Origin of the sequence: Pseudoalteromonas sp. SR45-6 (assembly GCF_014163545.1) — a bacterium.
GTDB lineage: Bacteria > Pseudomonadota > Gammaproteobacteria > Enterobacterales > Alteromonadaceae > Pseudoalteromonas > Pseudoalteromonas rhizosphaerae.
This window is the reverse complement of record NZ_JACJDM010000018.1, coordinates 1-18,522: the sequence shown is the minus strand read 5'-3', so window position 1 is coordinate 18,522 and position 18,522 is coordinate 1. Positions and strand designations below refer to the sequence as shown.

The 18,522-nt window shown below is 39.7% G+C and carries 14 protein-coding genes; 7 read left to right on the top strand and 7 right to left on the bottom strand.

Going from position 1 to position 18,522, the window contains the following annotated elements:
* Positions 1–101 precede the first annotated feature (101 nt).
* The 5 genes from H5158_RS09940 to H5158_RS09920 form a co-directional block, all read right to left on the bottom strand.
* Complete coding sequence (locus H5158_RS09940) at positions 102–2,039, bottom strand: hypothetical protein (protein WP_149982837.1); 1,938 nt, start codon at positions 2,037–2,039, stop codon at positions 102–104.
* Between the two features lie 318 nt (positions 2,040–2,357).
* Entirely contained in the window at positions 2,358–5,252 is a 2,895-nt protein-coding gene (locus H5158_RS09935; RefSeq protein ID WP_182739941.1) for a ligand-binding sensor domain-containing diguanylate cyclase, read from the bottom strand.
* A 174-nt stretch (positions 5,253–5,426) separates the two neighbouring features.
* Positions 5,427–6,062, bottom strand: a complete 636-nt coding sequence (locus H5158_RS09930) for a CatA-like O-acetyltransferase (protein WP_182739940.1) — start codon at positions 6,060–6,062, stop codon at positions 5,427–5,429.
* A 93-nt stretch (positions 6,063–6,155) separates the two neighbouring features.
* Positions 6,156–7,196 carry a Glu/Leu/Phe/Val dehydrogenase gene (locus H5158_RS09925; RefSeq protein WP_182718436.1) on the bottom strand — a complete coding sequence of 347 codons (1,041 nt, stop codon included), beginning with the start codon at positions 7,194–7,196 and terminating at the stop codon, positions 6,156–6,158.
* Positions 7,197–7,597: 401 nt separating this feature from the next.
* Complete coding sequence (locus H5158_RS09920) at positions 7,598–9,124, bottom strand: fumarate hydratase (protein ID WP_145241038.1); 1,527 nt, start codon at positions 9,122–9,124, stop codon at positions 7,598–7,600.
* A 165-nt stretch (positions 9,125–9,289) separates the two neighbouring features.
* Between H5158_RS09920 and pabB the strand changes: the two genes are divergently transcribed.
* From pabB to H5158_RS09905, 3 genes are all read left to right on the top strand, one after another.
* A complete protein-coding gene (pabB, locus tag H5158_RS09915) occupies positions 9,290–10,636 on the top strand; it encodes an aminodeoxychorismate synthase component I (RefSeq protein WP_182718437.1) in 1,347 nt (448 codons plus the stop codon).
* Positions 10,637–10,641: 5 nt separating this feature from the next.
* A complete protein-coding gene (locus H5158_RS09910) occupies positions 10,642–11,235 on the top strand; it encodes a CoA pyrophosphatase (protein ID WP_246175607.1) in 594 nt (197 codons plus the stop codon).
* 99 nt (positions 11,236–11,334) lie between these two features.
* A complete protein-coding gene (locus H5158_RS09905) occupies positions 11,335–12,711 on the top strand; it encodes an L-serine ammonia-lyase (protein ID WP_145241045.1) in 1,377 nt (458 codons plus the stop codon).
* Between the two features lie 59 nt (positions 12,712–12,770).
* Here the strand turns inward: H5158_RS09905 and cysB are convergent, their stop codons facing one another.
* Entirely contained in the window at positions 12,771–13,748 is a 978-nt protein-coding gene (gene cysB / locus H5158_RS09900) for an HTH-type transcriptional regulator CysB (protein ID WP_145241047.1), read from the bottom strand.
* Positions 13,749–14,065: 317 nt separating this feature from the next.
* Between cysB and H5158_RS09895 the strand changes: the two genes are divergently transcribed.
* Positions 14,066–14,824 carry a hypothetical protein gene (locus H5158_RS09895; RefSeq protein WP_149982843.1) on the top strand — a complete coding sequence of 253 codons (759 nt, stop codon included), beginning with the start codon at positions 14,066–14,068 and terminating at the stop codon, positions 14,822–14,824.
* A 22-nt stretch (positions 14,825–14,846) separates the two neighbouring features.
* Here H5158_RS09895 and H5158_RS09890 read toward each other — a convergent pair whose 3' ends face one another.
* Positions 14,847–16,139, bottom strand: a complete 1,293-nt coding sequence (locus tag H5158_RS09890) for an NCS2 family permease (protein WP_182718438.1) — start codon at positions 16,137–16,139, stop codon at positions 14,847–14,849.
* Positions 16,140–16,266: 127 nt separating this feature from the next.
* Between H5158_RS09890 and H5158_RS09885 the strand changes: the two genes are divergently transcribed.
* The 3 genes from H5158_RS09885 (at position 16,267) to H5158_RS09875 (ending at position 17,901) form a co-directional block, all read left to right on the top strand.
* Positions 16,267–16,722, top strand: a complete 456-nt coding sequence (locus tag H5158_RS09885) for a sel1 repeat family protein (protein WP_182739939.1) — start codon at positions 16,267–16,269, stop codon at positions 16,720–16,722.
* A gap of 224 nt (positions 16,723–16,946) precedes the next feature.
* Positions 16,947–17,381, top strand: a complete 435-nt coding sequence (locus H5158_RS09880) for a SulA-like leucine-rich domain-containing protein (protein ID WP_182739938.1) — start codon at positions 16,947–16,949, stop codon at positions 17,379–17,381.
* A gap of 40 nt (positions 17,382–17,421) precedes the next feature.
* A complete protein-coding gene (locus H5158_RS09875) occupies positions 17,422–17,901 on the top strand; it encodes a YchJ family protein (RefSeq protein WP_149982847.1) in 480 nt (159 codons plus the stop codon).
* The last annotated feature ends 621 nt before the right edge of the window (positions 17,902–18,522 follow it).

The following is an 18,522-nucleotide window of genomic DNA, read 5'->3' as shown; positions in this document are numbered from 1 at the left end:
TATATCTGTCGAATACATTATTAACTCAGTGAGCCCCCCCTTTTAAGGAAGATAAAAAAGGGGGAGAGTACAAAACTCCCCCCCGCAGAAACAGCTAACCTTTAAAGCACAGGTAAGGTGATTTTGCCTGTAACAATTTCAGAACTGCCTTTTACAGCATACTCATAACCAAAAGTAACATTATTTTTACTGCTTAATTGATTGTCATCAAGATTTTCTATTTGATAAGTATTATTTGATAACTTATACCACTGACGATCAGGAAGACTTGTGTAGAAATCAACAGAGTAGTCATCAATTAAAATAGTTTCATTAACAGCAACTGAAACTGTATTAATCTCGCTAATATTTATGTTGCCATCAGATACAATTGTGCTCTCAATTAGTGCAGGATTTACTTTTCCATTGGCTGTATAGCCTAGCAAATTAACTTTAAAATGACTTAAGGTTGCTATTGATGCTGGTAAGTAAAGACTACCATTGTTTGATTTACGCTTAAAACCAACATCTTCATTAGCTGTATTCTTAAGTACTATAGTTTTGCCGTCAGTTAATCCGTTATTATTATCCCAACGCAATTGATTGATATCAAAAGGAGATTGATCTGCAATACGAAATGAGCTTGCGGCTGAGATATTCACGACTTCACCTGTAGACTTCACACTGACTTTTTCAATGTTATACTCATAATGACCGCCGACAAGAGGAGCGGCTGGTGACAGAGTAACAAATGTATCGTTATATTTAAGCGATGAGGTAAAAGGAACAGAAACGTCATTAAACGAAATTTGCGTTACGCCTTGTGCAATAAAATCGTTTTCATCATCAGTACCTTTAACAACCGTTATTTGACGTTTCTTAATTAATGACGCAGCACTATCAACTAACTCAATAGGCGCTTCCATAAACATATAGAAGTTTTGAGATGTTTCATCTGCTATGGCACTAACAACTCGCGGCCTAGAGGAAAACGACGATACTCTTGGCTTTATTACTAGTGATAAAACACCATCGTCTAGTTCATAAAAACGATTTAAATTATTAAAGCTTGAGTTAGTAACTGACACCCCACCATTTGTAGCATAAAGATTTACTTCACCTGTATCATAGCGATTACCTGAACTATCTACGAAACTAGGTAAAAGTAGCTTCATCTTTGAACTACCATTATATTCAAAAATATACTCTTTACTATCAGCATCGAAAGTTGCTGGCGTTCCTTTAGTAAGATTTTTTAATGAAACAAAGTTCAAATTATCAAATGTATTACCAAGTTCATTAATTACTGAAACACGGACTTCAAACTTTGCGTTTTCAGCTGTTTTAGAAACATACAAAGTATTTCCGTTGGTTAACTCGCTTATATTAATTTGGCTAATACTGTCTGACTGATTGTTATAACTAAAATCATCAACAGCATCATTGTCAACATCAAGGTCCATTGATAGCAGATCAGTAAAACCGGCTACTTTAGCAATAGAGTACATACCAGTATCTGCATTATAGGTAGAACGAATAAAATGTTCATTACGATTCGAAAATTCATTGTACATATTAAATGCAGTGGAAATACTGTAACTAAATTCAAGCCCTGCTACAGGTGTATTTTCACCATTAAGCAGTACTTCAAACTGCACAGTTTCAGCACTTGAAACTTCTAAACTTCCCAATTGAGCTATACCGTAATTCGTTTTACCGTAAAAAGCACGCTCCTGAAAAGAACCATCAGCACTGGAGACAAGCAGAACAAAGTCAGAGTTTTTTGGAAGCTCATTTAATTCAAATAAACCGTTTGAAACAGCGACAGGCTCGCTCCAGTCATTACCAATTTTAATTGATACTTGGGCATTATTAACAGACTCACCTGTTAATAAGTGTTTAACTGATCCAGTTAAAGTTACACTTTTTAGCTCAGCTTGAGCATCAGTATTATTTTCAATAGCAGCTACGATATCGTCATTATTATCTTCAACTTCTAGGCAACCAGAAAGGAAAAAACTAGATGAAATAGCAAGTGCAATAGCAGATTTTCTTAACATTTAAACTCCATGTATTTATTATTTTTACCCAGATTAGGCTCATGTGAAGTATACCGAAGTACTTGCTTATAACGCAACAATACAATCCCAAATCAGGGGCTTAAGTATCTGAACATAAGATGAATTGTCTATTTATCCCCCACAACCAACTGGATTGTTTGTTTTTATAGCAATTAATGTATAAAATCGACTGTCCATTTAATATAGAAAATAACATTAGCAATAAGTAAAGTTAAAGTATTCATAGTAAGTAATTTAACTACGAAGGATAACAGTCAAAGAATTTTTTAATAACCTTTTCACTTCACATTTTAATCTTTATATTTTATTTATTTCGACTCGATTTCGGCCATTACTTTTTGCTTGATAAAGCGCTTGGTCAGCTTGCGCCAGTAACCTGTCATAGTCATTAACTGCCAATGAATCTGCGACTCCAAAACTAACCGTTACCGATAACCCGCTAGCTATGTTTGAAAAATCGTAGTTTGCAATTTGCACACGTAATTCTTCACATAATTGAGCGGCTTGTTGCGCGGTTTTATGAGGGAATAGTAATGTAAATTCTTCACCTCCCCAGCGAGCAACTTGACTATCATCACTCTCATTGAGCTCTCCTAGTATATGAGCAACTACGCAAATTACACGGTCGCCAACAATATGTGACCACCCGTCATTAATTCGCTTAAAATGGTCAATATCCATAATCGCAATAGCCAGAGGTGAATCATGTTGCTTAAAGTCAGCAAAATTATCCGCGAGCCAACAATCAAAGGCACGACGATTTGGCAAATCAGTTAGTTGATCATGGGTTGCTTGATGAGCAAAGGCATCTGTTTGTTGTTGTAGATCATTAGTTTGTTGCTCAACCCGCTTGATCAGCTCGATTTCTATTTTTTTATAATGATAAAGTCGGTATCTATAAAGCCCGTAGACCAATGCTAATAAACCGATAAAAACCATGATCTTAAAAGTAGTTTTTTGCCAGAAATATGACTGGATCACAAACGTTAAGGTTTTATCATTATCTTGCCATTGCCCATTAGGGTAGCCAGAACGTACTTTGAACGTGTACTTGCCCGGTGGTAAGTTAGTATATTCTGTAATACTGAGTTGATTACGGTTAACCCACACATTGTTATAGCCAGCCAATTGGGTCTGATAATTCAATCGATGGGGCATAATAAAACTTAAGCCCGCATAATGAAAAGAGAGCCGCGAAACACCCACCGGTAAAATGATTTCTTCATCTTGCTGCACTAAGGGGGTCATTTTGCCATCTACATACATGGCCTCAATAATTGTCGGTAATGTCTTCTTTGTAGCTTGCTTTAATCGTTCAGGGACGATAGTACTTGCCCCTTGCGCTGTAGCAATCCAAATACTGCCATCTTTATGCAACACCGCAGCAGGATTAGACCCGCCATTAGCCTGGGCGCTAAGCATGCCGTCTCCTTCATCATATAGCTGATACTGGATTGGCAACGCATTATTTTGTGCTAACTGGGCGAGTCGCTGTTTGACTTGCTGTTGATTAACTTGGATCACACCGCGATTACTAGATAACCAAAACGAATCTCCCTGTGCCACAACTTGAAACAACTTATCAACTGGCAAGCCTTGTTCACGCCCAAGAATACTCATCTCTCCGGTTGGGATATGACACCGGACAAGACCACGGTCTGTCGCCATCCAGATATATTCAGATTCAGCATAAAAACCAAAAGCATATTCAGCATCAAAATGGGCTGGAAATACTTTAGCCGTAAACTTTTCTAAACTTGGGCTAAAAAAAGCCACCCCAACGCCAGTTCCAATCCATACATTGCCATAATTGTCTTCGCTAAGGGCTATAATAAAATCACCAGGTAAACCATCTACACTTGAAAACTGCTTCAGTGATCCATCCACATCTATTCGTGTCAATCCTGCTGCGGTTCCTACCCATAAGCGCCCTGCACTATCAAATAATAACGCCCTGACCTCATTGCTGGCTAAGCCATTTTTACGATCTAGAACAGGATAAGCTTTACCATTGATAATCCTCATCAAACCTGAGGTATAAGTCCCTAGCCAAATATGTCCTTGCGCATCCTCAGCTAAACTTAAAACCGATAACGAATCATTCCCATAAGCAGCAGGGAATGTGTTTACTTTATTATCTTCAATACGGTTTAAACCTAGGCTGCCGCCTACCCATAAGCTACCATCTGAATGGGACAGCACGGTGCGAACATAGTCCCCTGTTAAACCGCGTTTTGTGGTCCAAGTTGAAAAAGCAGCTTCACGCAATCGGTACAAACCGCCATTTGTGCCAACCCAAATACTATTTTCACGATCTTGTAATAGCGATAAAATCCGATTGGCTGGTAAACCAGCGTCAGCATCAAGTTGTTCAAGTCCTAACGGGCTTAATCGAAACACCCCTTTATTGATCGTACCAAACCAAAGATCATCATGATCATCTTGTAAAATACTTGAGATAGCCTCATCTTTAAGCTGAGCATGAATACTGACAAAACGGTTGTTCACCTGCTTCCATGCGCCTTGTTCACTGCCTACAATGAGTTCACCTTGGCGGGTCAAATACAAGGTGTATATTGGACTTTGTGGTAAACCTGAATCGGGAGTAATTAATCGCGCTGTTTTATTATTAATTTGATACAAGCCTTTGCTGGTTGCAGCCCAAATCATACCGGCTTTGTCTTCTATTAGGCGATAAGCACTGAAGTTTTCTAAAATCGCCGTGTCCGGCGCACTATCAAACTCTCGATATACAACACCTTGGCCCTCAAGAGCTAACCAAGTTTCATCGGAAGGTGTTTTTAATACATGATTTACCATCGCAGTGGCATTAGGCTTAGCGTGCCATTGCCCTTGATATAAATGACTGATCCCACCTCGGGCACCCACGATATATAAACCGCCATCAGCTTGTGGGGCTAAACTACGTAAACCAGAATCTGGTAAACCAGTTATTTCCGTGCGTGTAAATAGTTTAAACTCACGGCCATTAAATCGGGCTAATCCTTCCCATGTGGCAATCCATATATAGCCATCATTTGTTTGCACCACACTATTGATACTATTGTGAGGCAAACCAGAACGGGTATTCCAAGTTTCGGCAAAGTAGTCATTAAGAGGTAAACGGGTTTGCTCAGCAGCAAAGCTGCTAAAAACAACAAAAAAGAAAAAGCAAAGACCTAAACGAATCATTATACTAAACGCCTTCGTAATTATGGCGAGCTAACAACTTAGCATTAACGCAAATTAAATAGATAATGATTTACTAGTAGTTAATTATCATTATATTTTTTGTATAGGAATTATACTAACATAGTCTGAGTTTTATTTTCATTAACTAAATAACACAATTCGTTTACGACTACGCTAAGCACACAGAGCGTCTATGCTTTGCTGCAGCTGGTCAATAAACTTCGCTACATGTAAACCATCCATCAATGCATGGTGCACATCTATTGAGATAGGCAATGTCCCCTTTTGCGCATCAAACTGTCCAAACACTAATTTAGGAATGCCGAAATGATTACCTTGTGTATGTGCGTGAGAGAAGCTTGTAAAGTTCAACCACGGTAAAACCGAAATATGGATCAAATCAGTCTGACCTTCGGTTTGCGCAAAAGCAGTTGAGAATAATGGCTGTTGCTTTGCAGCTAAGCTAACTTTATTTGCATGCACTTGAAAGTCGTTAAACGTAGCTTGTTGTGAAAAATAGCTAAACCTAAAGGTATCATCATCAGCAAGCTCTACAACACTGGCACGTTGAGCAGCTAGTTGCCAAGGTACACCGTCAATGATCCTCAGTAACATTGGTTGATAAGCATTGCTTGCCTGCAATGTCGCATAGATATAGGCATGAAAAAAAGAGCATTGCTGTGATTTACAATACTGATACAGCGCCCCCATATCTAATTGTACACATACATTAAAATAAGGTTGCGTAAACTCTTTAAACAGTGAGAAATGTTGTTGGCGTGGCCATGTGGCTAAATCGATGGGCGTCATATCTTTAGAAAACTATACAAGTCAGGATGACCGTATCGTGAGGGATTTACTGAATAATGTAAAGGCGTGCAATTGCACGCCTAAACGCGTTTATTATAAACCGTTTTCGATTATCTCTTGTGCGAGTTCGTCTGCGATCAAATGCGTTGATTTTTGCTCTTTCTCACTTCGCGAAAAAATTTCAGTTAAGGTTTTGAAAATCCCCTCAACATGTTTATTTGATGCCTCAGCACTGTAACCTTCTGGCGCTGTTTCATAATAAACATTAATAATACCACCTGCGTTAATCACATAATCTGGTGCGTATAAAATACCTTTTTCACGAATGATCTCACCGTGGCGAGACTCGGCTAATTGGTTATTTGCACAACCAGCAATAATTGTCGCTTTAATGCGTGGAATAGTCGCATCATTTACTGTTGCACCAAGTGCACACGGTGCATATACATCGACATCAAGGTCGTATATTTCATCAATGCCTACAGCAGTCGCAGTAAAATCATTCACGACTCGATCAATTGCCACTTGGTTGATATCAGTTACAAACAAGGTCGCACCCGCGTCATGCAAATGTTTACATAAGCCATAAGCAACAGCGCCTAAGCCTTGTACTGCCACTTTAATGCCACTCAAGTCTTGGTGACCACGTTGATGTTGTAACGCCGCTTTAATTCCTAAAAATGTGCCATACGCTGTAAATGGTGATGGGTTACCACTTTTACCTTCAAGGCCTAATACATAGTTAGTTTCTTTATTCATAATAGCCACATCATCACAGGTGATGTTTACATCTTCAGCAGAATAGTAACTACCATTTAAGCGCTCTAATTGGCGACCAAATGCACGGAATAACTGTTCAGACTTAATTTCTTTGGCATTACCAATGATCACAGATTTACCACCACCAAATGGTAAACGTGCTACCGCATTTTTGTAGGTCATACCCTTTGATAAACGAAGCGCATCGACAACAGCGTCGTCATCACTTGCGTAATCCCACATTCTGCAACCACCAACAGCAGGACCTAAATTAGTATTATGAACGGCAATAATTGCACGAAGGCCTGATTCTTTATCTGAACAAAAAACCACTTGTTCGTGGTTATCAAAATCAACTCGATTGAACACAGCCACTTTATCTTACTCCGAAATTTGTAACCCGTGAGAGGGTATGCACGCTGAAATTGCCGAGACTCTACCACTTCATATTACAGCTTGCCACTATATGAGATGATAAAACCTATCAATATCAGGCGCTGTAATAAATAAGCTAATTTATCGCAATTTTAAACATTTTAAATTCAAAAAAAGTTACTTTTTAGAATAGCTAATTAACTTAACTAAAAATATAGCATGATAACGTTTACGTGAACGTCAATTTGAATATTATTGTAAAGTTTAAATTACAAGGCAATAAACAGCAACAAGAGAGTAATGATGGGTGTTTGCGGGAGATTAGGTGGTTTACATCCAACTGGTCAGAGCTGATAAGCGGTATCTGAGAAGACTCAAATACCGCATAATAAAGCGAATACTTATTTTAACTTAGCGTCTAACTCTGCAATTTTAGCTTTCCAAATTGCTGGGCCTTGGGTATGCGCATTTGCGCCTTCACTATCCACTGCGACAGTGACTGGCATATCTTCTACTTCAAATTCATAGATAGCTTCCATACCTAAATCTTCAAATGCCACTACACGGGCTTTTTTGATTGCTTTAGATACTAAGTAAGCTGCTCCACCTACGGCCATCAAATACACAGATTTATTGTTTTTGATAGACTCAACTGTTGCAGGGCCACGTTCCGCTTTACCAATCATGCCAATTATGCCAGTTTTTTCTAGCATCATGTCAGTGAATTTATCCATCCGAGTTGCTGTTGTAGGACCTGCAGGGCCCACTGCTTCATCACGTACCGCGTCAACTGGGCCAACGTAGTAAATAAACTTATTGTCAAAATCAACACCTGCTGGTAACCCTTCACCAGAATTGATCATATCTTGCAGACGTTTATGCGCTGCATCACGACCAGTTAATATAGTCCCTGACAGTAATACTGTTTCGCCCATTTTCCATTCATGCGTATCTTCTTTAGTTAGCGTATTTAAGTCAACACGACGCGTACCCTCACCCACTTCAAATGTGACTTCTGGCCAATCTTCAAGTTTTGGCGCTTTTAAGTTTGCAGGACCTGAACCATCTAATGTGAAATGTACATGGCGAGTCGCCGCACAATTTGGGATCATAACCACAGGTTTTGAGGCCGCATGAGTCGGTGCGGTTTTTATTTTCACATCAACCACTGTTGTTAAACCGCCAAGGCCTTGTGCGCCAATACCGAGCTTATTTGCGCGCTCAAATATTTCTAAACGAAGTTTCTCTTCGGTGGTTTCTGCGCCACGTTCCATAAGCTCATGGATATCAACTGGATCCATAAGTGATTCTTTTGCCATTACTGCGGCTTTTTCTGCCGTTCCACCAATACCTATACCTAGCATGCCTGGTGGACACCAACCAGCGCCCATGGTCGGCAAGGTCTTTTCGACCCATTCAGCCACATCATCAGATGGATTTAGCATCACCATTTTACTTTTATTTTCAGAGCCGCCGCCTTTTGCTGCCACCATAACTTCAACATTGCCGCCTGCCACTAAATCAATGTGCACGACCGAAGGCGTATTATCTTTGGTGTTTTTACGGCTACCTGCAGGATCTGCAACAATAGATGCACGCAATGGATTATCTGGATTCAAATAAGCACGACGCGTCCCTTCGTCAACCATTTGCTGTACGGTTAAATCTGTTTTGTCCCACTTAACATCCATACCTACTTTCACAAAACAGGTAATAATACCTGTGTCTTGGCACAAAGGACGTTTGCCTTCTGCCGACATCCGCGAGTTAATTAAAATCTGCGCAATGGCATCTTTTGCCGCTTTACTTTGTTCTTTGTTATAGGCTTTTTCGAGCGCTTGAACAAAATCAAGTGGATGATAAAACGAAATATACTGCAATGCATCTTCAATGCTATCAATAAAGTCTTGCTGACGAATTGTACTCATAGGGGTTCCTTAAATTACCTTTACGTGAGAACACGTAAACTAGGCCAAACCAGTGACGGTGGTTTGTACAGCGCTTAGGCAACGTCACTAAACGCTGCCAAAAAATTATAACTTATGATACCCTCCTAGCCCGTTTCGAGCCAGTTCTTCAGGGTAAAAAAATAGATGATAAAGCAACAAAAAACCTGTATTCAATTAGACATTTCGCTCAACTGCCTAGAGGTTTTCGCCTATTTTGCCCATTTACCTTATGCCGTGCTGCTGGATTCAGCCAACAGCGACCATATAAATAGTCGTTACGATCTGATTGCTATTGCACCAAAAATGCGCCTCGAAGTTAAAAATAACCACACGTTTATTGATGACAAGGCAACTGAACAAGATTGTTTTAGCATTATTAAAGCACAGCTAAATACTCTAGATAGCAGTAAAACTCAGCCTAACCTACCTTTTAGTGGCGGCTGGCTCGGGTATTTTGGTTACGACCTTGGCCGAGTCATTGAAAAACTTCCCAGCCAAGCTATCGATGATATCGATATGCCACAACTAGCTATTGGTCTCTATCTGGATGCACTTATCTATGATAAAAAGCTGCACAGTTGGTTTTATGTCGCACAGCCTGATGTTGATAGATCAGCAATGTATCTACAGGAGTTAGCTCACGCCTCTCCAATTACCTCGCCATTTGAAATCACCCGAGGCTGGTCATCAAATATGAGCCGCGCACAATACAGCGCTAAGTTTGCAAGAATTCAGGGATATTTAAAAAGTGGCGATTGTTATCAAATAAACTTAGCACAGCGTTTTACAGCGCAGTATCAAGGCTCACCGTGGCATGCTTATTGTACTTTGCGCGAAGCTAACAAAGCACCATTTTCAAGTTTTATTAATCATCCTGATGGCGCTATTTTATCTATTTCTCCTGAGCGCTTTATTGCCATTAATGATAATCAGGTTGAAACCAAGCCAATCAAAGGAACGCTGCCACGGTGTCTTGATAAAAAAGAAGATGCGTTACAAGCAACTCGATTACAAAATTCAGCGAAAGATCGCGCTGAGAATGTGATGATTGTTGATTTACTGCGCAACGACTTAGGTAAAGTTGCCAAACCTGGTACCGTGCAAGTCCCGTCACTCTTTGCGATTGAAAGTTTTCCTGCAGTACACCACTTAGTCAGTACCGTGACAGCAAAGTTAGCTGACGATAAAACTGCGGTTGATCAGTTGTATGCTGCTTTTCCGGGAGGGTCAATAACCGGTGCACCCAAAATTCGTGCGATGGAAATCATTGAAGAATTAGAACCGCATCGGCGCAGTATTTACTGTGGTTCAATCGGTTATTTAAGCGCTTGTGGCAATATGGATACCAGTATTACCATCCGAACTTTAGTGTGTCACAAACAACATATTTATTGTTGGGCTGGCGGCGGCATTGTTGCTGATTCACAAGTGGATTTGGAATACCAAGAAACTTACGATAAAGTAAATAAAATCTTACCTTTATTGAAGTAACCTGTGTGAATAGCAAACAGCTTATGGCTCGTTTTCAGCTAACTGCGCCTGCCAATGAGTATATACAGCCAGCTGATAAGAGACATTTTAAACAACGTCCCCAACGAGCCAGTGCCGTTATGTTACCACTGATTGATATAGATAACAGCGCGCACATATTACTATGCAAACGCCCAATGTTCTTAAATCACCATCCTGGGGAAATTTGCTTACCAGGTGGTAAGCATGAGTTGAGCGATGCAAACTTACGCCATACTGCACTGCGTGAACTTAGTGAAGAGCTAAATATCGCCCCATCAAATGTCACTGTCATCGGTCAATTAGGCGATTACTCAACTCTTACCGGCTTTACGATTACACCGTTCGTTGGTGTATTAGCCCCAGATACACATTGGCATGCAGACCAAAATGAAGTGGCCGCCAGTTTTTTGCTGCCCGTCAGCGCACTCGCTGATGTAAACAATTGGCAACCCTTACCTTTTCATCGCTTTGGCAAAACGATTACTTTACAAGGTTTTTCAACTCCTTACGGACTACTTTGGGGAGCTACTGCTAGCATTATTAAAAACTTTACAAAACAGCTTGCCATACCAGTATAAATCTCAATTGCAAAGGGTTACAAGGGTACAATTACGCGTTATTATGTGCGACCGTTCAAAGGCAGCAATCGTGCTGAGTAAAAGTAGAGTAAAGTTATTATGATCAGTGCATTCGATATGTTTAGTATTGGCATTGGCCCGTCATCATCACACACCGTCGGCCCAATGCGCGCATCGCGTTTATTTGTTAACGAACTACAACAACAAAACTTGTTAACCGATGTCACCAGCATTAAAGTTGAGCTATATGGCTCATTGGGACAAACAGGTATCGGCCATGGTTCAGGCAAAGCAGTTATCCTCGGACTTGCGGGTTATGATCCGGAAACCATTGATGCCGATTTAGTAGACGATATTCTCGCTAAAATTGAAAATGAACAAGTGATCCACTTAAATCAAGTGCATCAAGCAAAGTTTCCAAAACAAGGAGCGATTGTATTCCACCGTCGTAAAACTTTGCCAAAACACTCAAATGCAATGGAGATCATTGCTTTTAAAGGCGACGAAAAACTCCATAGTAAAGTTTACTATTCAATTGGTGGCGGTTTTATTGTTACCGATGAAGAATTTGAAAACGAAAAACAAGCTGCGCTCACTGTCCGTGAAGAAAATCCAGCCCCCTTTCCATTTGGCAGTGCCAAAGAATTATTAGAAATGTGTAAGGAGTCAGGCTATAGCGTATCAAGCTTGATGATGAAAAATGAAAAAACCTTACGCACAGAAGATGAAATAAAAGATGAACTATTCAATATTTGGCAAGTAATGAAAGCCTGTATTGAACGCGGTATGCGCACCGAAGGAATTTTACCTGGTGGTTTGAAAGTTAAACGTCGCGCCCCTAGCCTGTACTTAAAGCTCAATATTGAAGTCAGCAATGACCCCCTACGCGCAATGGACTGGGTGGATTTGTTTGCCCTTGCTGTTAATGAAGAAAACGCTGCAGGTGGCCGTGTAGTTACAGCCCCAACTAATGGCGCAGCAGGTATTTTACCTGCGGTATTAATGTACTACCACACATTCATTAAAGAAATAGACCGCGATATTGCAACTCGTTATTTATTAACTGCCGCTGCAATTGGCATCCTGTATAAAAAGAATGCCTCAATTTCAGGTGCTGAAGTTGGTTGCCAAGGCGAAGTTGGCGTCGCATGTTCAATGGCTGCTGGTGCACTGACTGAAATTGTCGGTGGCAGTGTATTACAAGTAGAAAATGCCGCTGAAATTGGCATGGAGCATAACTTAGGGTTAACCTGCGACCCTGTCGGTGGATTAGTACAAGTGCCGTGTATTGAACGTAATGCGATGGGAGCTATCAAAGCAATTAATGCATCGCGTTTGGCTATTCGTGGCAGTGGCGAGCAAAAAGTATCATTGGATAAAGTTATTAAAACCATGCTTGATACTGGTAACGATATGAAAACTAAATATAAAGAAACCGCTCGCGGTGGCTTAGCTGTAAATATAATTGAGTGTTAAGTTTTATAGTCATTAAAAAAGCCGCAATATGCGGCTTTTTTGTTTTCAAAAGATTAAAGTCACTTAACCGGTAACTCTATATCTTCAAACAGCTTATCTACGTCATCTTGATTACGTAGTAAACTCGCTCGCTCAACCCGCTCTTTGGTCAAATGTGGTGCAAAACGCTCTATAAAATCATACATATACGTACGTAAAAAGCTGCCTTTTCTAAAGCCAATTTTAGTGGTGCTGGCTTCAAATAAATGGCTTGCATCAATACACACTAAATCGGTATCTGCAATTTGATCAATCGCCATTGATGCTACAACACCCACACCTAAACCTAAGCGTACATAGGTTTTAATCACATCGGCGTCAGTTGCTGTAAATACAATGTGTGGTTCAAGTCCCTGCGCATTAAATGCTTTATCAAGTTCTGAACGGCCAGTAAAACCAAATACATAAGTAATAAGTGGATACTGGGCAATATCGGCAACGGTCAGCGACTCTGCTTTTTTAGCTAGTGGATGGTCTTTTGCCACCACAATACTGCGATTCCAGTGATAGCAAGGTAACATTACTAAATCAGAGTATAAATGCAGTGCTTCAGTGGCAATTGCAAAATCAGCATCGCCTCGAGCAGCAGCATCAGAAATTTGCTGCGGCGTACCTTGGTGCATGTGCAATGACACCGCAGGGTACTTTTTCATAAATCCTTGGATCACACTTGGCAGTGCATACCGTGCTTGGGTATGTGTGGTGGCAATATTTAACTTACCTTGATCAGGTAATGTATGCTCATTTGCAACCGCCTTAATACCCTCTACTTTAGAAAGGATCTCACGGGAAATATTAATTATTTCAGTGCCCGCGCTGGTAACGTGGGTTAAGTGTTTTCCACTTCGCCCAAAAATCTGCACGCCCAACTCATCTTCCAACATACGTACTTGCTTAGAAATACCTGGCTGTGAGGTAAACAAACTTTCAGCGGTTGCTGAAACATTAAGTTTATGATTTTGGACTTCGACGATGTATCTGAGTTGTTGTAATTTCATGGCTGCATTTTTTAGTGTAGTTATACTGCTTATTTATAAATGCTACATCGCGTCAAGCCAAGTTTTTTCTGATTAACAATAGAAAAAGGCTGTCTGGAATCGTATTTATAAGGTTATTTGCTTAGGCTAGCATAATCCCTCGTCTTGAGGTAGCCATCTTTTGAGCTGACGCGCAAAATGAAAAAATATCATACGCAGATAGTAATAAATGATGAGAAAGTGAATTCTTTTTTACATAAGCCGCGCAAAACTATCCCGTTAGCATATATTTAATGTAAGATTAAAATTATTAGCTTGTGAAATTTGAGACCTAAACCATGATCGTTTCTATTATTATTATGTTGATTGTTGCACTGATTGTCATTGCCCTCTGGGTCAGTGCGGTACAACAGCATAAAGAGAAACAAGAAACAGAACGCCGTAAAGACTTAACCAAACAAAAAAAAATCATTGAAGAATCAGAAGATGTTCTAGTAAATAGCGCCAACATACCTATGTCAGAACATATTTTACGTATTCTGCAACGGCGTATTCATGATGCGTTAGCAGCAATGGTGCAGCTATCTCCTAATTCAAAAGAGTTAAAGAATCGCTTAAAAGAAGCCAATGAACGTTTAGGGAACTCAATCGACACCGCTAACTCAGAAAACTTAGTGTTACCCGATAACGACAAGCAATTAATAGCACTTATTCAAGGTATCAAGAAAGTACGTGCAGTGCTTCGCTCAGAGCATGGTAAAGGAAAAGTAGACAGCCAAATTTTTATTGCTGAAGACAAGCGCTTAGAAAAGCTCCAATTACGAATTAATATTGAAAGCCAGATTAAACGAGGTATCTCAGCGCGCTCTGCGAATATGGTCGGTTCTGCACGCCAATACTTTGAAAAAGCGTACGCAACTGTATCAGCAGTAGCTTATAGCGACGATTATATAACTACAAAACGCCAAGAACTCGAAGGTTATTTAGAAGCAATAAGCACCGACCTTAAAGCCTCCAATGCAACTGCACTGAAGAAAAAAGCAGAGCAAGAACAAGATGATTTAGACGTGCTTTTTGCACCAAAGAAAAAGTGGTAAACCACTTTTTCTTTGTATTAACTTAGGATAAAAACGCAAATTTTATCACAAACATCGCTGTCAATATCCACACACTGATGCTTACTTGTTCTCGTTTACCACACAATACTTTAACAGCTGTATAAGAAATAAAGCCCAGTGCAATGCCATGAGCAATGGAGAATGTTAGCGGCGTCATCAGTAATACCACACTCACTGGAATGGCATCTGTCATATCATCCCAATTTACAAACTTGAGGTTTTGTAGCATTAGCACCGACACGTATAAAATAGCTCCCGCAGTTGCATAAGCTGGCACCATTTTCGCCAAAGGTGCAAAAAACATCATCAATAAAAAGCACATTCCTACAACCACAGCTGTAAGTCCTGTTCTGCCACCCACAGACACCCCTGCAACTGACTCTATATATGAGGTTGTGGTCGAAGTGCCCAATACTGAACCGGCAATGGTTGCGGCACTATCAGCACTTAATGCTCGTCCTAAACGTGGCATATTACCTTTTTCGTCCGCTAAGCCTGCTTTTTGAGTTACCGCAACTAAAGTGCCTGATGTATCAAATAAATCAACGAACAACAATGCAAAAATGACGCTAAGCATTGACAACTCAAATGCCGCTGAAAAATCAAGTTGCATAAAAGTAGGCGCAATTGAAGGTGGCATAGATATCACGCCTTGATACTCTACCAAACCCAGACTTAGCGCGATCACAGTTACTAATAAAATACTGATCAAAACACCGCTTTTAAAATCACGATAAAGTAGCGCTGCAATAACAAAAAAGCTAAAAATAGCCAACAATGGACCGGCAGCCGTTATATCACCCAGCTGCACTAATGTTGCAGGGCTGGCCACAATGATCCCGGCATTTTTAAGCGCAATTAACGCTAAGAACGCTCCAATTCCTGTTGCAATGGCTTGCTTTAACACCAATGGAATAGCATTAATTATCCACTCCCTGACTTTGAACAAACTCAGGAACAAGAAAATACAGCCCGACATAAACACAGCCCCTAATGCTGCTTGCCAGGTATAGCCCATACCTAATACAACACCATAAGTAAAGAAGGCATTAAGCCCCATACCAGGAGCCAAAGCTAACGGATAATTTGCCCAAAAGCCCATGATAAAGCAGCCAATAGCGGCAGCAATACAAGTTGCCACAAACGCAGCACCTTGATCCATACCAGCTTCAGCCAACATAGCAGGGTTGACAAACACAATATAAACCATAGTAATAAAGGTAGTGAGACCAGCAATACATTCGCGGCGCACAGTCGAGTTGTGGTCGCTAATTTTAAATAACGCGTCGAGCATAAGTGAGTTTCATTTTAGATGACAATAATTGCGTGATTTTATCATATATTTCAAGAATAACAGGACAATTAACCTGATATTAGACTAAACTGAGCAGGTAAATGACAACAATAATATGTGTGGCACTATGACAGATACCTCGCCAATCGGCTTAGATTTAGAACAACAGTTAGAAAACGTATTATCGTTTATCACCCAACCGAGCAAAGCCCCACACAGTGCGGTTAAAGCTGATACTCCTGATAACACTGTTAATAAAGCCCTGTATTATTTAAAAAATGATCAACCTCCTCTCGCAGCTAAATGGATGCGCTTAGCTGCAATGTCAGGTAATCAGCGAGCCCAATTTTATCTCGGATTATTTTTTATCAAAGGCCAAGGCGTACCTAGTAGTGTTTTTCATGGCGCAGTATGGCTAAGTTTAGCCAGTAGCCAAGGCTATGAGCCTGCAGCAACTGCCTTAACTGATTTACGTAAACATCTAGCCACCCGCCGCTTTAAAGATGCCCAGTGTTATGCTGCAACACTGTATGAGCAAATACACCAACAGCAGTTTGCTCACCTGATCCCCAACTCACCTTGAAAAGGGACTAATCTACCCTTTTCATTAAAATCAATTGCCGCCTCAATGTAACTAAGTAATATATTGTTTTATAAAATATTATTTTATTTTCTGCATATTTCCAAAGCTGATGGTATCAAATAAATATAAAAATCGTTCAAAAAGATAGCAAAAAACACTTGCACACAAACACTGTATAAACTACTGTATATGAGTACTGTATAAACAACCAGTGAGTGAAACTTATGTTACAGCCAATTACCATCAGAACAGTTAAAAGCTATCAACAAGATAATTTAAGCGCATCAGTAAATTTGATTCAGATAGAAGATGAGATATCTGCAACTTTTGAACTTCTAAAGGTGTTACACCATTACAATAATAAAAACGCATGGACGTTACTGATTGCACCGGATCACGTACCAAGTAAAGCTTTACTCGATTCATGTTCTATTGATACCAGTAAACTATTAGTGATCAGGCAAAAGCATCTGGTTAATTTAGAGTATGTACTAAATTCTGCACTACATAACGGTAACTTTGCAGCGGTGATCACCTGGACAGACATTGTGAGAGACAATCAAATAGCTAACCTGTCATTAAAGTTAGATCAAGCCAGTGCAAAACTATACTGTTTTACTAAAACCCAACAAGCTACAGAGATAGCATTAGCACAATAAGCTGTTAAAATGCCGTTTTTTAATAAAGCGTATTTTAATTATGACCTCACTCACTGACAGTCTTTGCTTATGTGGCAGCGAACAAAGCTATAGCGATTGCTGTGAAAAATTGCATTTAGGCAATATACAAGCAACAAGCCCAGAGCAACTAATGCGCTCTCGCTTTGTTGCTTATGCCTTAAAAAATGCTAAGTATATTTACCAAACTTATGCACAAGAAAAACAAGCAGCAAACCCACTCAGAGAAATTGCCGATTTTGCTAATAGTTGCCGCTTTATAAAATTAGCCGTGATCAGTGCAGATCAGCAAGAGTACACTGGTTGTGTTGAATTTTGTGTTAGCTATTTTTATCAAAACTTGTTTTGCCAACTGCATGAAAAATCAAGCTTCATAAAAGAAGATGGCCAGTGGCGTTATCTCGATGGTGAGATCTTCCCTGTTGCAGATATAAAAATTAGCCGCAATGATGAGTGCCCGTGTGGTAGTGGTAAAAAATATAAAAAATGCCACAGCGTGTAACACTTTCTTAGAGTATAGTTTTTACCGTAAGTATTTATAAATAATCATAAATTCAAAAAACTCGCAAGCCAACGTGGTCTGTCTAAGTGCGATTAACTCTTTGTTGCTTAACCTAAATTTTGGTTCATGTATTTTCTAACGCATTGATTTATAGCACTAATATTACTTTTACTCTCCAGCCAAAATTTTCAGGGAAAATAAGGCGAATTTACGCGTCAATAGCATGCCTATTACAAATAAATTCAACGCAGTTAACATTGAAAAATAGCCGCTGGAGATAGATTTATTATCCGAAGCTCAGATTACTTCCGCCAGTAGAATAACGCGGTAGCAGTAGCGAGCCCACTAGGTTAAAAACCTCTTGTCACGATTAAATCACTCCTAGATTAAACAAATTTTAATTCTGAAAGGTCAACATACTCTAGTACTTCACAACAACACCTATAAACAACTAACTCATCCATAAAGCATATCAATATTGCGTTAGAACCAGCCCCGTAACATGCAAATATCTAGTCATATCAAAAAACAATAAAGGAACAAATGTTAACTAAATTTCAAGTATCAAAAAACACTATAATAAAAACTAGAAAATAAATCGTTATTATTTTTATATTTTTT

Bases quoted from the DNA above. Each gene is read 5' to 3' on its own strand.
- H5158_RS09905 (WP_145241045.1), top strand. From the start codon at position 11,335: ATGATCAGTGCATTCGATATGTTTAGTATTGGCATTGGCCCGTCATCA.
- H5158_RS09880 (WP_182739938.1), top strand. From the start codon at position 16,947: ATGTTACAGCCAATTACCATCAGAACAGTTAAAAGCTATCAACAAGAT.
- H5158_RS09940 (WP_149982837.1), bottom strand. From the start codon at position 2,039: ATGTTAAGAAAATCTGCTATTGCACTTGCTATTTCATCTAGTTTTTTC.
- H5158_RS09935 (WP_182739941.1), bottom strand. From the start codon at position 5,252: ATGATTCGTTTAGGTCTTTGCTTTTTCTTTTTTGTTGTTTTTAGCAGC.
- H5158_RS09895 (WP_149982843.1), top strand. From the start codon at position 14,066: ATGATCGTTTCTATTATTATTATGTTGATTGTTGCACTGATTGTCATT.
- H5158_RS09890 (WP_182718438.1), bottom strand. From the start codon at position 16,139: ATGCTCGACGCGTTATTTAAAATTAGCGACCACAACTCGACTGTGCGC.
- H5158_RS09920 (WP_145241038.1), bottom strand. From the start codon at position 9,124: ATGAGTACAATTCGTCAGCAAGACTTTATTGATAGCATTGAAGATGCA.
- H5158_RS09885 (WP_182739939.1), top strand. From the start codon at position 16,267: ATGACAGATACCTCGCCAATCGGCTTAGATTTAGAACAACAGTTAGAA.
- pabB (WP_182718437.1), top strand. From the start codon at position 9,290: ATGATAAAGCAACAAAAAACCTGTATTCAATTAGACATTTCGCTCAAC.
- cysB (WP_145241047.1), bottom strand. From the start codon at position 13,748: ATGAAATTACAACAACTCAGATACATCGTCGAAGTCCAAAATCATAAA.
- H5158_RS09930 (WP_182739940.1), bottom strand. From the start codon at position 6,062: ATGACGCCCATCGATTTAGCCACATGGCCACGCCAACAACATTTCTCA.
- H5158_RS09875 (WP_149982847.1), top strand. From the start codon at position 17,422: ATGACCTCACTCACTGACAGTCTTTGCTTATGTGGCAGCGAACAAAGC.